At 73.5% G+C, this 15,066-nt stretch carries 14 protein-coding genes; 9 read left to right on the top strand and 5 right to left on the bottom strand.

The features are described 5' to 3' along the window. Positions 1-85: 85 nt before the first annotated feature. From J2S43_RS26015 to J2S43_RS26005, 3 genes are all read left to right on the top strand, one after another. Positions 86-1,036: a GlxA family transcriptional regulator gene (locus J2S43_RS26015; protein ID WP_306833532.1), complete on the top strand. Its 951-nt coding sequence runs from the start codon at positions 86-88 to the stop codon at positions 1,034-1,036. Between the two features lie 69 nt (positions 1,037-1,105). After that, entirely contained in the window at positions 1,106-1,798 is a 693-nt protein-coding gene (locus tag J2S43_RS26010) for a TNT domain-containing protein (protein ID WP_306833530.1), read from the top strand. A gap of 73 nt (positions 1,799-1,871) precedes the next feature. Continuing rightward, a complete protein-coding gene (locus J2S43_RS26005; RefSeq protein WP_306833528.1) occupies positions 1,872-2,642 on the top strand; it encodes a sulfotransferase family protein in 771 nt (256 codons plus the stop codon). 224 nt (positions 2,643-2,866) lie between these two features. Here J2S43_RS26005 and J2S43_RS26000 read toward each other — a convergent pair whose 3' ends face one another. Further along, positions 2,867-3,748 (bottom strand): NAD(P)-dependent oxidoreductase, encoded by an 882-nt coding sequence (locus J2S43_RS26000; protein ID WP_306833526.1) that lies wholly within the window; start codon positions 3,746-3,748, stop codon positions 2,867-2,869. Positions 3,749-3,919: 171 nt separating this feature from the next. Here J2S43_RS26000 and J2S43_RS25995 point away from each other — a divergent pair, with 171 nt between their 5' ends. Next, positions 3,920-5,014: a glycoside hydrolase family 53 protein gene (locus J2S43_RS25995; protein WP_306833524.1), complete on the top strand. Its 1,095-nt coding sequence runs from the start codon at positions 3,920-3,922 to the stop codon at positions 5,012-5,014. A 7-nt stretch (positions 5,015-5,021) separates the two neighbouring features. Here the strand turns inward: J2S43_RS25995 and J2S43_RS25990 are convergent, their stop codons facing one another. Beyond that, positions 5,022-6,248, bottom strand: a complete 1,227-nt coding sequence (locus J2S43_RS25990; RefSeq protein ID WP_306833521.1) for a hypothetical protein — start codon at positions 6,246-6,248, stop codon at positions 5,022-5,024. Then, a complete protein-coding gene (locus J2S43_RS25985) occupies positions 6,241-6,750 on the bottom strand; it encodes an RNA polymerase sigma factor (RefSeq protein WP_306833519.1) in 510 nt (169 codons plus the stop codon). The genes J2S43_RS25990 and J2S43_RS25985 overlap by 8 nt, the downstream gene beginning before the upstream one ends. A gap of 182 nt (positions 6,751-6,932) precedes the next feature. Here J2S43_RS25985 and J2S43_RS25980 point away from each other — a divergent pair, with 182 nt between their 5' ends. The 5 genes from J2S43_RS25980 to J2S43_RS25960 all read left to right on the top strand — a co-directional run bounded on the left by J2S43_RS25980 (position 6,933) and on the right by J2S43_RS25960 (position 10,643). Continuing rightward, positions 6,933-7,115, top strand: coding sequence for a hypothetical protein (locus tag J2S43_RS25980; protein WP_306833517.1), 183 nt, complete (start codon positions 6,933-6,935; stop codon positions 7,113-7,115). 11 nt (positions 7,116-7,126) lie between these two features. After that, complete coding sequence (locus J2S43_RS25975) at positions 7,127-7,981, top strand: PfkB family carbohydrate kinase (protein ID WP_306833515.1); 855 nt, start codon at positions 7,127-7,129, stop codon at positions 7,979-7,981. A 50-nt stretch (positions 7,982-8,031) separates the two neighbouring features. Further along, on the top strand, positions 8,032-9,006 hold the full coding sequence (locus J2S43_RS25970; RefSeq protein ID WP_306833513.1) for a helix-turn-helix domain-containing protein: 975 nt from the start codon (positions 8,032-8,034) through the stop codon (positions 9,004-9,006). 222 nt (positions 9,007-9,228) lie between these two features. Further along, positions 9,229-9,897 carry a nucleotidyltransferase domain-containing protein gene (locus tag J2S43_RS25965; RefSeq protein ID WP_306833511.1) on the top strand — a complete coding sequence of 223 codons (669 nt, stop codon included), beginning with the start codon at positions 9,229-9,231 and terminating at the stop codon, positions 9,895-9,897. A gap of 74 nt (positions 9,898-9,971) precedes the next feature. Next, positions 9,972-10,643 (top strand): hemerythrin domain-containing protein, encoded by a 672-nt coding sequence (locus J2S43_RS25960; protein ID WP_306833509.1) that lies wholly within the window; start codon positions 9,972-9,974, stop codon positions 10,641-10,643. Positions 10,644-10,649: 6 nt separating this feature from the next. Here J2S43_RS25960 and J2S43_RS25955 read toward each other — a convergent pair whose 3' ends face one another. Beyond that, positions 10,650-12,959, bottom strand: coding sequence for a DEAD/DEAH box helicase family protein (locus J2S43_RS25955; RefSeq protein WP_306833507.1), 2,310 nt, complete (start codon positions 12,957-12,959; stop codon positions 10,650-10,652). Between the two features lie 184 nt (positions 12,960-13,143). Continuing rightward, on the bottom strand, positions 13,144-14,859 hold the full coding sequence (locus J2S43_RS25950) for a site-specific DNA-methyltransferase (RefSeq protein WP_306833505.1): 1,716 nt from the start codon (positions 14,857-14,859) through the stop codon (positions 13,144-13,146). Positions 14,860-15,066 lie beyond the last annotated feature (207 nt).

Below are 15,066 nucleotides of genomic sequence, written 5' to 3'. Positions count from 1 at the left end.
GGCCACCTTCCAACGGATTCTCGCCATGGCGGAAACAGCAGCTCAGCGCGGATGTCTCGATCCCGCGCATGGTTCAATTCCAGCCATGCATACGGTTGCCGTGCTGGCGCTCGACGGCGTCATCCCGTTCGATCTCTCGACGCCGCTGGAGGTGTTCGGCCGCACCCGCCTGCCGGACGGCCGCACGCCGTACCGTGTGCTGGTCTGTGGTCTGAAAGAGGAGATCGAGGCGGGCGCGTTCACGCTGCGGGCGCCGCACGGGCTGGACGCGCTCGCGGAGGCGGACACGATCATCGTGCCGGGCCTGGCCGACATGGACGCGCAGGTGCCGGAGGCGGCGCTCACGGCGCTGCGCGAGGCGGCGGCGCGCGGCACTCGAATCGCGTCGATCTGCTCGGGCGCGCTGGTGCTGGCGCGGACCGGCCTGCTCGACGGCCGGCGCGCCACCACGCACTGGCTGGCCGCGGCCGTGCTCGCCGAGCGGCACCCGGAGATCACCGTGGATCCGGACGTGCTCTACGTGGACGAGGGCGGGCTGCTGACGTCCGCGGGCGCGGCCGCGGGGCTGGACCTGTGCCTGCACCTGGTCCGCCGCGATCACGGCTCGGCGGTGGCGGCGGATGCGGCCCGGCTCTCCGTGATGCCGCTGGAGCGCGAGGGCGGGCAGGCGCAGTTCATCGTGGGGCCGCTGCCGGCGACGCCGCGCGGGTCGGAGCTGGAGCCGTTGCTGCGCTGGCTGGAGGAGCACGCGCACCGGGAGCTGACGCTCGACGACATGGCGCGCCGGGCCGGGATGAGCACGCGCTCACTGAATCGGCACTTCCGCGAGCAGCTGGGCAGCACGCCGCTGCAATGGCTGCTGCGGGCGCGGGTCCGGCGCGCGCAGCACCTGCTGGAGACGACCGGGCACCCGGTGGACCGGATCGCGGGTCAGGTCGGGTTCGGCTCGCCGACCGCGTTCCGGGAGCGGTTCCGGCGGACCGTGGGGACCAGCCCGGCCGCGTACCGGTCGGCGTTCCGGGACCATACCCGCTAGCGGCCGCGCTCGGGCGATCTTGCCGAATCCCGGCTCGCCGCCGCCGAATGCCGCCCAGAATGCTCCTGTTTGGAGACTTTTCGTCTGGGGGTAACGGTGAAGTTCCGCTCGCTCGCCACCGCCGTGGTCACGGCCGTCCTCGTCGCCGTCGCCGCCCCGCCACCGGCCGCGGCCGCGGTCTCCGGTCCCTGCCGCGCGGGTACGCCGCCGGCCGCGGAGCCGACCGGTGAGTTCTACTCCGACCGCGGCGAGCTGGGGCCGGAGCAACTGCCGGGCGACGAGCCGGCCGGATCGCTGATGACCGGCTACCGGCGGTTCGGCGGGATGAGCCGGGACGCGTTCACCGGCCGTTACCGCACGGCGCGGGGGTGGGTGTATCCGCCGGAGGACGGCTTCCTGATCCTGCGCGGCGTCGCCGTCCGCTACGAGCAGACCATGATCGCGGGCACCCGGATCGACCGGTTCGGCTACGACGGCGGGCGGTACCTGGCGCCGGTGGACACGCTCTACCTCCAGCGGGCGCTGCCGCCGCAGAACCTGAACACGCCCGCGGGCGCGCCGCAGAGCAACTACCACGTGTACTGCGTGCTGCGCGCGTTCACGGTGGAGGCCGGCCCGATCGCGCCCTGGTTCGGCCAGCCCGGCCTCGGCCTGCAGTACAAGCTGGACGGCCGGTTCCTGCCCGCGGCCGGCGACGACATCTCGGTGGACTGGCTGGTCGACAACGGATACCTCGTCGAGGAGGACCCCACGGCCGACTGAGACTTTTTCGGTCGATGAAATAAAGAAGGCGGATCGCGCTGCGTCGCGCTCACCGCGCGTAGCGTCCCGAAACATGCGGGTCATCGGGGTGGGATTCGGACGAACCGGTACGGCGTCGCTGAGGATCGCGCTGGAGCGGCTCGGCTACGGACCGTGCTACCACATGCTCTCCGTGATGGAGAAGCCGTCGCGCGCCCGGGGCTGGCTGGCCGCGGCGAAGGCGGCGGACGCGGCGGACGGCGCGATCGACCCGCCGTGGGAGGAGATCTTCGACGGGTTCGACAGCACGCTGGACTGGCCCGGCGTGGCGTTCTGGCGGGAGCTGGTCGAGGCCTACCCGGACGCGCGCGTGGTGCTCACCGTGCGCGATCCGTATCGCTGGCATCGGAGCATGGACGCCACGATCCTGCGCGCCCTGCGTCAGGCCGAACACCCGGTGATCGGCCCGCTGATGCGGTTCGGCGGGCGACTCCGGCCGGACATGGGCGCGTTCTTCGCGATGACCGAGCGGGTGGTGCTGCACCGGTCGTTCCGCGGTGACCTGGGCGGCGGCGCGGAGCGGTTCGCGCGGCTGTTCGAGGAGCACACCGCGGAGGTGATCGCGGCGGTCCCGGCGGACCGGCTGCTGGTCCTCGAGGTGGCGGACGGGTGGAAGCCGCTCTGCGACTTCCTCGGCACCACGCCGCCGGACGAGCCGTTCCCGCACGTCAACGACCAGGAGGAGTTCGCCCGGATCAGCGGCGCCCAGCGGCGGAAGGTGATGACGCCGGTGCTCGCGACCGCCGCGGTCGGCGCCGCCGCGCTCACCGCCGCCGCCCTGCTCCGCCGCCACCTCCGCCCCTGACCCACCCGCCATCTCCGACCCCGACGATCTCCGCCACGCCACCCGCGAGCCGAGGTGTCAGTTCCGCCGCCACCGACCGGCTCCGCCACACCGACCGGCTCCGCCACACCGACCGGCTCCGCCACACCGACCGGCTCCGCCACACCGACCGTGGTCGGGGCGCGGGGCATGGAGCGCGCAGGTTCGGGCGGGCCGGGACTCGCGAGGGGCAGGACCCGCGGCGGTCAGGACTCGCGGGGGAGGTTGGCGCGGCGGCGGGAGACCTCGGCGACCGCGCCCCAGTCCCTGTCGGCGTCGCCGTGCGCGATCGCGTCCAGGAAGTGGTCGCGGAGGATGCCGGCGAACGGCATCGGCACCCGGGCGTCGAAGCCGGCGGTCAGGCCGAGCGTGACGTCCTTGAGGCCGAGCGGCACCCGGAAGTTGGCCGGCTCGTACCGCCGGTCCTTGATCATGTTGCCGTAGACGGTGTAGACCACGCCGGGGAAGATGCTGTTCGTCAGCAGGTCGACCAGCGCGCCCGGGTCCACGCCGTGCGCCTCGGTGAGCGCGGCCGCCTCGCCCATCGCCTCGATCGCCGACGCGATCATGAAGTTCGCCGAGATCTTCGTGATCACCGCCTGCTCCGGGCCGTCGCCGAGCGGCCAGGTGCGCTGCCCCATCGCGGCGAACAGCGGCTCCACCCTCTCCAGCAGCGAGGCCGGGCCGGAGGCGAGGATGTTGAGCTTGCCGGCCGTGGCGACCTCGATGCGGCCGAGCACCGGCGCGGAGACGTACCCGATGCCGTGCGTGGCGTGCAGCTCCGCGGCCTCCCGGGCCAGCGCGACCGAGATCGTGGCCATGTTGACGTGGACCGAGGAACGAGCGCCGGCCAGCAGCGCGTCGTCCAGCAGCACCGCGCGCACGGACGCGTCGTCGGCCAGCATGGAGATCACCACGTCGGCCTGCCAGACCCCGGCGAGCGAGCCGGCGTCGACGGCGCCGTCCGCGATCGAGGCCTTGACCGGCTCCGGCGACCGGTTCCACACCCGGACCGTGTGACCGGCCCGGATCAGGTTGGCGACCATCGGCCGGCCCATCCCGCCGAGCCCGATGAAACCGACGTCCATGGTGTTCCTCGCCTTCGTCTGCGCACTGTGCGTCAGCGAGGCTACCCGGCGGCGGAAGCACGGTATGTCTGTGAGCGCTCCCACCGTACCGTATAGGGCTTTTGAATTTGGCCCGGACGGTCTACTGTGAGCGCTCACAGTCATTGAAGTTCTTCTATCACCGGAGGCCTCATGTCGTTGCGATCCGTCCTCGCCGCCGCCGTGCTCGGTGCCGCCGTGATCGTCGGCGTGGCGTCGCCGGCCCAGGCCAGCACGCTGTCGATGCGCGGCGCCGACGTCTCCACGCTCCAGCGCGCCACCGACCTCGGCGCGCGCTACTACACGGCCGCGGGTGCGCAGGCCGACCCGCTCGACATCCTGGCCGGCGCGGGCGTCAATTACATCCGGCTGCGGGTGTGGGTCAACCCGGTCAGCGGCTACAACAACGCGGCGAAGGTGCTGGCCTACGCGCGCACGGTCAAGGCCAAGGGCTTCAAGCTGCTGATCGACTTCCACTACTCGGACACCTGGGCCGACCCGGGCGTGCAGACGAAGCCGGCGGCGTGGGCGAGCCACGGGGTGAGTCAGCTGGCAACGGACGTCTACAACCACACCTACGGGCTGTGCAGCAGCCTCAAGGCGCAGGGCACCACGCCGGACACGATCCAGATCGGCAACGAGATCAACGTCGGCATGCTGTGGAACGACGGCAAGATCGTGAACAATGACTTCGGTCCGCTGGCCACGCTGCTGAAGAGCGGCTACAACGCGGTCAAGGCCTGCAACGGCGGCACCCAGGTGCTGATCCACACCGCGAACTCGGACAGTCTGGCGAACGCGCGCTGGTTCTACGACGGCATCCGCGCGGCCGGCGTGACCTGGGACGTCACCGCGCTGTCGTACTACTGCAACTGGCACGGCACCATGACCAACCTGACCAACGTCATCAAGGACATGATCTCGCGGTACGGCAAGCCGGTGGTCCTCGCGGAGACGGCCACGCCGTTCACGCTCGGCAACGCGGACGGCACCGGCAACAGCATCACCACGGCCTGCCCCGGCTACCCGGCGACCTGGGCCGGGCAGGGCGCCGCCTTCACCGCGGTGCAGAACGCGGCGAAGGCGGGCGGTGCTATCGGCGTCTTCTACTGGGAGCCCACGTGGTACGCGGTCCCCGGCAACGGCTGGGACCCGCGCGACATCCAGAACTCCGGCGACGGCTGGGACAACATGGCCGTCTTCGACTGGACCGGCGTGTTCAACTCGCAGGTGCGCTGGATCAGCTGAGGCGCGGTCACGGTTCCGGCCAGGCCCAGGTGCGTTCCCAGCCCTGGCCGGCACCGACGCCGAAGCGGCCGGCCGCGTCCCGGACGACCAGCGTGCCGTCCGCGAGCACGTCCATGCTCACCGCGGTGAAGTCCTCCTCGACCGGCATCCGCCCGGCGTCCGGCTGGAAGATCCAGAGGCCGGCGTCGGGCGTCGCTGCGACGAGCACGCCGAAGCCGAGCGCCCGGACCATCGACGGCTCAGCGGCGTCGAACTGCGTGCCCTCGCCCTCCGACGCGACCCCGCCCGCATGATCGGCCACGGTCCGGCCGTCGCCGTCCGCCACGATCAGATGCTCGGCATCGTGGCCCAGCCGCCAGACGCGCACCGGGTCGCCGGCGACGATCCAGGCGTCGCTGTCCACCGGGGACACCGTGAGCCGGACGCCGCCGGGCGGGCCCTCCTTCCTCACCGGCGTGTCCCAGGTCTCGCCGTCGTCCGCCGAGGAGCTGAGCCAGAACGTGCCGGAGTCCGGGTCCCGCCCGAGCAGCCAGACGCGGCCCTTGCCGTCCCGGGCCAGCTGGGTGAGCCGGCCCATGCCTTCGGGGGCGGCCACCGCGAAGGGTTTGGTCAGGTCGGCCACCTCGGGCCGGTCGCAGGCGAGCGCGTCCGGCCCGCCGTAGGTCTGCTCGTCCGGGCACCGCAGGATCAGGTCGCCGCCGTTCTCCAGCAGCAGCTCCGGCGGCCCCGGCCGGGAGGGCGTCAGGATGCTCGCGCCGGACTCCGGCAGCACCTGGTGGACGGTGTCGCCCGGCTCGCGCAGGAAGATGTCGCCGCGCGGCGAGACGATCAGCTGCGCGTCCTGGAAGCCCTCGGCGCCCGGCCGGACCTGCCAGGTACGGCCCTGGTCCGCCGACGAGGCCAGCTGGGACGGCCGGCAGCCGTCGTCGGTGCACAGTCCGTCCGAGTAGGTCCAGATCGTGCCGGGCGCGAAGCCGAACTGCGGCTCCCGCAGGTGCTCCCGGTTCGGGATGCCGGGCGGCTGTGGCACGGGCCCGTCCGGACCCGAGGACGCCACCGCGAACGCGCCGGCCGGCCCGCCCACCAGCAGCACGAGCGCACCGGCCAGCAGCCCGGCCCACCTGTGCCGCCGCCCGCGGATCATCGCGGGCAGCGCGCTCACCGGCGCGGGCTGGAACAGCGGCGTCGCGGACGCCTCGAAACGGGCGAACGCGTCCTCCAGGCGATCAGCCATGGCGCACCTCCGGCAGCATCAGGATCGGGTCGTCGAGCCGGGCGGCCAGCGCGGTCCGGCCGCGGGTCAGCCAGGAGCGGACCGTGCCCTCGGCCACGCCCTCCTGGACGGCGACCTCGGCGGTGCTCAGCCCGCCGAGGTAGTGCAGGACCACGGCGCGGCGCTGCCGGGCGGGCAGCGCGGCGAGCGCGCGGACCAGGTCGACGTGGTCCGGCTCCGGGCCGGCGACGAGCTGTTCACGCTGGCCGGCGAGGTGGCGCAGCGCGGTCTGGACGCGGCGCAGCCGGCTGGTGGCGAGGTTCCAGGCGACCCGGCGCACCCAGGCGGCCGGATCGTCGTAGCCCTGGACGGTGTGCCAGCGCTCCAGCGCGCGGCAGAACGCCTCCTGCGTGACGTCCTGGGCCTCCGCGTGATCGCCGAGGTAGGCGTAGAGCTGCACGGCCAGCCGATGGAAGTGCCCGCGGTACAGCTCCGCGAACTCCTCGGGCGGGTGGTCGACCATGGGCGGCTCCCTCTGGGGGTGAAGAACGTGTCACCCTGTCACGCGCCAGGCCACGGGAATGCTGCGGCTGTCCACATCTCGCCATGTCGTCATCGCGGCAGCCGCTGCGGTGGGCGTCGCCGGGGCCGTGCTTACAGACTGTGGTCAATGGGCAGTGTCCGTTCGTGGCGGAGGTGAGCGCGGTGACCCCTTTCAGTGGCGACGAGTACGAGCCGTGGACGCCGTCCGCGTCCCCGGCCGACGATGACGCGCCGCCGCCGATGCCGCGCCGCTCGTTCACGCCGCGGCGGCCGTGGGCGTCCCGCACGTGGTACCGGCCCGCCCCCGGCACGCCCTGCTACTGCGGGTGCCGCCCCAGGCCGTAGGGTCTGCGTCTGTGCCGCACGCCGTCTTCGCAGGTCTCTGCACGCTCGACGTGATCCAGTCGGTGGAGCGCGTCCCGGGCCCGAACGAGAAGGTGACCGCGCTGCGGCAGACCGTGGCGGCGGGCGGGCCGGCCACCAACGCGGCGGTCACGTTCGCACACCTGGGCGGCCGGGCCACGCTGCTCACCGGCGTCGGCCGGCATCCGCTCGCGGCCGGCGTCCGGGCCGACCTCGCGGCCTGCCGGGTCGGCGTGCGGGACCTCACGCCGGGGCACGACGGGCCGCCGTCGGTGTCGAGCATCCTGGTGACGGCCGCGACCGGCGCGCGGGCCGTGGCCTCCACGAACGCGGCCGGCGCTCACCTCGTACCCCCGGATGATCTTGATCTTGACGGGGTGTCCGCGGTGCAGGTGGACGGGCATCATCCCGCACTGGCCGAGGCCGTGCTGACCGCGGCGCGGCGGCGCGGCATCCCGACGATCCTGGACGCGGGCAGCTGGAAGGACGGCACCGAACGGCTGCTGCCGCTGGCCGACGTGGTCGCGGCGTCGGCCGACTTCCGCGCGCCAGGCCCACTACGGAAGATCATCCGGGGGTACGGCGTGCCGTGGCTCGCCGTCACCGCAGGCGCGGACCCCATCCGGTGGTGGGGTCCCGGCGGCGCGTCCGGCCAGGTCACGGTGCCCGCGGTGCCGGTCGTCGACACGCTCGGCGCGGGCGACGTCTTCCACGGCGCGCTCACCCACGCGGTCGCCGCCGGCGGGCTCGACTCCATCGCGGAGGCGCTCGGGGCCGCCGCGCAGATCGCGTCGCGGGCCTGCGCGCACTTCGGCACCCGTACCTGGATGCACCATACAGACACATGATGACCGCGGCGGTATGACCGAATCTCACATCCCCTTCGTAGAGTGTGGTCATGGAGGACGGGGCGCTGCTGGATCCGGAGCACGACCGCGTCTACCGGGCGCTGATCCGGCTCGGCTCGGCCGACGTCGCCGAGGTGGCCCGGCGGGCGTCGGTGCGCGCCGACGACGCGGCCCGCGCGCTGCACGCGCTGCGCGACCAGGGACTCGCGGCCGAACGCACCGGCGACGACCCGGTCTACGTCGCGCTCGCCCCGGACGTCGCGCTCGGTGACCGGCTGCTGCGCCGCCAGGCCGCGCTGGAGGAGGCCCGCCGCGCGGTCGCCGCGCTCTCCGAGGAGTTCCGCGACACCGCCCGCCGCCGTGACGCGGACAGCCTGGTCGAGATCGTGCACGGCCGGGCCGCGCTGCGCGCCCGGCTGCACACGGTGCAGATGGAGGCGCGCGAGGAGATCCTCTGGTTCTGCCGCGCGAACCCCCTCGCCATGCCGGGCACGGAGAACACGGAGGAGCACGGGGCGTTGCAGCGCGGGGTGCGCTACCGCGCGATATACGAACGCGGCCTGCTCACGGATCCCGGGGAGCTGGCCGGGATCACGGAGAGCGTCCGCCTCGGCGAGGAGGCCCGCACGCTGCCCGCGCTGCCGGTCCGGCTGGCGATCGCCGACCGCCGGACCGCGATCTGCCCGCTCGTCCCGGACGGCGAACACGGCTTCGTCGAGCCGACCGCGGCCCTGGTCCGCCGCAGCGAGCTGCTGGACGCGCTGCTCGCACTCTTCGAGTCACACTGGGAGCGCGCCACCCCGCTGCGCCTGGCCGGCGGCATGATCGAGGAGGCCGACGCCGACGCCACCGAGAAGCACCTGCTCTCCCTCTTCGTCGCCGGCCTCCCCGACAAGTCCATCGCCTCCCAGCTCGGCGTCAGCCGCCGCACCGTCCAACGCCGCCTCGACCGCCTGATGTCCATCGCCGGCGTCGACACCCGCACCGGCCTCGCCTTCCAGGCCGCCCGCCGCAACTGGCTCTGATCCCGCACCCCACCGTTCCCGGCCGCTCCAGACGATCGAACGAATAATGGCTCTCGACCCGTTAATATCTACGGCGTCCTCTTGTGGAGTTGAGAACGTTTCGCCCATTCCGCGTGCCGCACCGGACTCCGCGCGCTGCTGCGGGCCGTCCGGCGCATGTTCTCGCCCGGCCGGCCGGCCGGCTCGATCGGGTCGGTGGCCCGTGCTGGGATTATGGGGCTCATGGATGCGATGAAGGACGCGGGGGACCTGGTCGCCGCTCGTTTCCCCGGGGCGGCCTGGGCGATGCTGACCGGCAGCGTGCTCGGCCCGCACCGTACCCCCGGATCTGATCTGGACATCGTGGTGATGTGTGACGAGGGGCCCGGTCATCGGGAGAGCCTGTACTTCCGCGGCTGGCCGGTGGAGCTGTTCGTGCACACGCCGGAGAACCTCGGCCGGTTCCTGGCGCGGGAGCTGGCCGCGCGCAAGCCCAGCACGCACCGGATGATCGCGCACGGTGCGGTGCTGCGCGGCGATCCGGGTGATCTGCCGGAGCGGTGCGCACGGGTGCTCGCGGCCGGGCCTGCGCCGCTGACCCGGGCGGAGCGGGACCGCCTTCGGTACGGGCTGACCGACCTGCTCGACGACCACGTGCACGCGACCGATCCGGGCGAACGGGCCGTCATCGCCACGACGCTGTGGCTGGAGAGCGCGCGGGCCGCGCTGGCGTTCGCCGGGCGGTGGCTCAGCGGCGGCAAGTGGCTCCTCCGGGAGCTGCGGGACCTCGACCCCGCCCTTGCGGACCGGTGGCTGGCGGCCCGCGACGACCCGGCCGCGCTCGCCGGCGAGGTGCTGGCCGGGGCCGGTGGGCCGCTGTTCGACGGCTATCGGGCACAGGCCCCGGACTGACCGGCGTTTCGAGGTGATTTGCGCGGGTATGCGATACCGCTGTCCACGGAACATTCGGGGGAAAGGCGTGGCTCATGGACGCGGTTGAGGCGATCAAGCAGGACCACCAGCGGATGGAGGGGGTCTTCGCGCGGCTGGAGGCGGGCGGAGGAGACCGGCGGGCGCTGCTCAGCGAGGTCGAGAACCGGCTGGAGGCGCACTCGCTCGCGGAGGAGCAGGAGGTGTACCCGGCGATCAAGAAGGCCGCGCCGGACGAGGCGGACGAGGTCGACCACGGGTACGACGAGCACGCCGAGGCCGAGTCGCTGCTGCACAAGGCGCAGAGCATGGTGGATTCGCCCGACTTCGACGACGCGCTGCGGGAGTTCCTGGAGGCGGTGCGGCACCACGTCAACGAGGAGGAGAGCGAGCTCCTGCCGGCGCTGGCGGAGGCGGTCGACGACGCCGAGCTGGAGCGGCTCGGCGAGGCGTTCGAGGCGAAGCGCCGCGAGGAACTGCGCGAAGCCGGCATCGACGGGGACGGTATCGCGGAGGCCGGTATCGACGACGCCGGTGAGGCCACGGACCTCGACGAGGTCAGCGGCGCGGCGGCGCCGAAGATCGCGGCGGTCGGCGGGGACGGCGCGGCGGCGGATATCGACGAGATGACGCGGGACGAGCTGTACGAGGAGGCGAAGCGCGCGGAGGTGCCGGGGCGCTCGCACATGAGCAAGGACGAGCTGAAGGACGCGCTCCAGCACACGTGACCGGGCTCACCGGCGGCGGTAGGCGTCGGCGATGATCTCGGCGAGCGCGTCGGCGGCCCGCTCCGCGGCGGCGGTGTCCCAGCGGACGCCGTCGCCACCGGCCGTCGCGGCCCGGCCCGCCAGGTAGGCGGCGGCCAGCCGGCCGGCCTCGGCGACCTCCGCGCCGGTCGCCTCGACCAGCGGAAGATCGAGCAGCCGGTCGGCGAGGTCCCGAACGGCGTCGGCGCGGCCGTCCGGGCGTCGCTCGCCACCGGTCGGCGCGCCGGCAGAGGCGTCCGTGGCCGCCGGTCGGGCGGTGCCGTCACCGGACACGGCGTGATAACCGGGTCCGGTGGTTGCTTGAGTGCCGGGTCCGGTGGTTGCTTGAGTGCCGGGTCCGGTGGTTGCTTGAGTGCCGGGTCCGGCGGTGGCTTGAGTGCCGGGTCCGGCGGTGGCTTGAACGCCGCGTCCGGCGGTGGCCTGAACGCCGTGGCCAGTGGCGACGTGAACGCCGTGTGCGGCGGGGGTTCGAGCGCCGTGTCCGGCGGCGGCCCGAACGCGGTGGCCGGCCGCGAAGGCCGCGTCGCTGGGAATCGCGGCCAATGAGAACCGGACGGCCCGCAGCGGCACCGGCTCGGCCGGCGCTGACTCCGCGGCCGGGAACGGTGGCGGTCCGACCGGTGCGTGAGCGTCCGCGAGCGCCCGCGCGTAGCCGCTGATCCGCAGCACCGGTGCCGAGCCGACCGTCAGCGTCGCCTCGCCGCCCGCGTGCGCGACCGTCCCCCGCGAGCCCGGCGCGATCGCCTCGCGCAGCTCGTCCGTGCTGGTCAGCAGCTCGCGATAGGATTCGTGGGTGAGCACGTCGACGGAGTCGACCGCGGGCACACCGACCCGGCGGCCGTAGGGCAGGCGCAGGCCGCGGCCGAGGACCTGTTCGGTGAGCGTCTCCGAGGCGAGCGCGCGCAGCGCCAGGATCACGCCCACGTTGGGCACGTCCCAGCCGGAGCTGAGCTTGTCGACGGAGACGACCGCGCGTACCGGTGAATCGATCTCTGACACGCGGGTCAGCGCGCGCAGCGCGTCGTCGCTGGATCTGGAGGTCACCAGCAGCACCCGCCTGGCACCCGGCAGCAGGGCCGCGAGCTCGTCCGCGACCTGCGCGGCGTCGTCGATCACCCGGCACACCACGAAGATCAAAGGCGTCATCGGGGGTACGCCGTGCGCCGCCGCCCACGCGTGCCAGGCGACCTCCTTCGCCTCCCGCAGCCGGCACGCCCGCCGCAACCACTCCTCCCGATCGACCCGCTCCGCGGGAACCGGCCGGTCCCCAGGCACGCCCCCGGCAGCGTCGGCAGACGGATTGGCACGCTCACCCCGATCCGTCGGCGCGGCCTGATCTGTGCACGTGGAGTGATCTGTGGGCGCGGCGTGATCTGTGGGCGTGACGTGATTCGCGGGCGTGGCCTGATCCGCTGGAATGGCCTGATCCGCGGGCGTGGCCTGACCTGTGGGCGCGGCGTGGTTCGCGGGCGTGGCTTGATCTGCGCGCGCGGCGTGCTCTGCGCGCGTGGCGTGATCCGTCGGCGCGGCGTGATCCGCGGACGTGGCCTGCTTCGCGGGCAGCGCCGTCGAGAGCGGTGGATCCGCGGTGTCCGTCGCGCCGACCAGGACCGGGATCGAGACCAGGCCGTCCGCGATCGCGGAGGCGAGCGGGTAGCGGAACACCACCCGGTCCCGGTCGGCCCGGTCCGGCGTGGCCGTGAAGCCGATCAGCGCGCGCGGCGCCAGGTCCCGCACCGCCGCGCCGAACGCCCGCGCCGACTCCCGGTACACATGGTGCTCGTCCGCGATCACCACCAGGTCGTCCGTCTCCGCCAGCCGCTGGTAGAGCCCGGCTCCGAGCGTCTCGTCGACCGCCCGCAGCCGGCGGCTGACCGTGGCGCCCGGCCGGATCAGCTGCTGCACCGTGAAGACGTAGAGCGTCAGCCCGTCCTGCGGCGGCGCCGGACCGGTCACGATCGCGACCGGGTGCTCCGCGCCCGCCACGAAGCGCGGGTGCCCGGGCGTGAAGTTGCCGATCGTCTTCTCCCGGATCGCGGTGCCGGGCGTGACGATCAGGACGTGCCGCACGCCGCGCTCGGCCAGGTAGTCGACCAGCGCCGCGCTCACGTAGGACTTGCCGACGCCGGTGGCCAACTCGCAGACCACCTCGCGCCCGTCACCGGCCGCCACCGCGTGGGCCGCCGCCGCCAGCGCCGCCGCATTCGGCGCCCGCAGGTCCATCGCGGCCGCGATCTGCGCCACCAGACCCGCGTCGTACGGCAGCCAGCCGCTCACCGCATCACCCGCCGGTGCAGGAGGAGGCCGGCTTGCCGTCGGCCGCTCACCTGGTCACCCGCCGGTGTCGGAGGAGGCCGGCTTGCTCTCGGCCGCTCACCTGGTCACCCGGAGGCCGGCTTGCCGTCGGCCGCTCACCTGGTCACCCGCCGGTGTCGGAGGAGGCCGGCTTGCTCTCGGCCGCTCACCGCGTCACCCGCCGGTGCCGGAGAAGGTCGTCTGGTGCCTTCAGCGCGCGTGAGCCGGGCCGCAGCGTGCGCAGCAGCGCGGCCGTCCCGGGCAGCACGGCCCGGCCGACGATCGTGACGGTCTCGTCCGCACGCAGCGCCGCGACCGCGTCCGCCGCGACCCGGTCGTCGACCACGCCGTCCGCGACCGCGAGCCGGGTGCGGCCGCGCAGCCCGGCGAACGGCCCGTGCGGCAGCACCCGGAAGCCGAGCTGCGCCGCCACGAACTCGGGCGGCAGCGCCTCCAGCAGTGGCCGCCCGCCGTCGAAACGGTAGCGCGCGGGCGCGACGGCCAGCGCCCGGAATCCACCGCCGCCGCGCCACTCGCGCACCACCGTGCGGCGCGTCCGGGACGCGTGCCCGAGCCGCCGGTGCAGCACGCCGAGCGCGTCCGCGCCGACGCCGTCCAGAAGACCACCACCCGCGAGAGCCGCCACGGTACGCCGGGCGGCCACCACGTCCGCGGCGGTGACGCCGTCCGGCAGTGACACGGCCGGTGCGACGATCTCGTCGCGGGTGACGCCGCCCGGGTCGGCGCCGTCCACCACCATTCGCAGCCGGGGGAGCGTGAACGCCGCGACCGTGGCCGCGCTGCGCTCGACCGCGACCCAGCGCCGGCCGAGCTTGTGCGCCACGGCCGCGGTGGTGCCCGAGCCGGCGAACGCGTCGATCACCAGGTCGCCGGGGGAGGTGGCGATCTCGATGATCCGGCGCAGCAGCGGCTCCGGCTTGGGCGTGGCGAACGGCTCCGCGCCCGGGAAGAGGCGGCGCAGGTGGTCGCGCTTGGCGTCCTGGTTCGTGCCGACCTCGTCCGCCGGCCACCAGGTGCGCGGGACCAGGCCGGGCTGCACCTCGTGCCGGTACCGCTTGATCACCGGCAGGCTGTCGCCGGTGCGGCCGAACCAGACGCGGCCCTCCGCGCGCGCGACGGCCAGCGTGGCCGGGCTGAACCTCCAGTACGACCCGGCGGGCGGGCGGACCGTCCGGCCGGACGGCAGCTCCACCGCGAACCGGTTGCGCTCGCTGCCGCTCTTCGCGGTGCCGTTGTCGCCCTGCAACCACGGGCCGCGCGGGTCGCCGTCCGGGTTGCGATAGCGGCCGTCGACCAGTGCGGTGCGCGGCAGCAGGTTTCGCACCGCGCGCCAGGCGGGCCCGCACGGCGCGTAGACGTGGATGTAGTCGTGTGCGGAGGAGAGGTCGGTGTCGTTGCGGCGGCCGCGGTCCTTCTCCCAGACCACGGTGCCGACGAACCCGGACCGGCCGAAGATCTCGTCGAGCAGCACCTTGCAGTACGCGCTCTCGGCGTCGTCCAGATGCACCCAGAGCGAGCCGTCCGGCGCCAGCAGATCGCGGGCCAGCAGCAGTCGCTCGCGCATCATGGCCAGCCAGATCGAATGGTCGAGACCGTCATCGTACTGCGCGAAGGTCTGCCCGGTGTTGAACGGCGGGTCGAGGTAGACCAGCTTGGCCGCCCCCCGGTACGCCGCCGCCCACTCCGGGATCCGGGTCAGCGCGCGCAACGCATCCCGGCAGTCGCCCTGGATGAGCAGGTTGTCGCGCGGCCCGCCGGTGACCTCGCCGACCCGGGTGGTCTCGCCCAGCAACCGCACCTCGGCCAGCCGCGGATCGTCGGGGTCCACCCACGAGTAGCCGCCGTTGTCGTCGCACAGCAACGCCCGGTCCCGATGAACCCAGGAAAGGTGCAGGCGGCTGCTCAGGAATTGAGCTTTTTTCAACCTGGCGCCCCCGGACCGTCTACTGTGTCATGCCCCCAGCCGGATAGGCCAGGTTGAAAATGGCTCATCGATTACCTTAGCCGTACCCCTGGCAGGTTTTTGCCCGGAAACGCGCAATCGCGCAGCAGATGAATGTCGAGTCGG

It is taken from the genome of Catenuloplanes nepalensis (assembly GCF_030811575.1).
GTDB classification, from domain to species: domain Bacteria; phylum Actinomycetota; class Actinomycetes; order Mycobacteriales; family Micromonosporaceae; genus Catenuloplanes; species Catenuloplanes nepalensis.
Note: the sequence above shows the minus strand (reverse complement) of the source record. Positions and strands in the feature narration are given on the sequence as shown.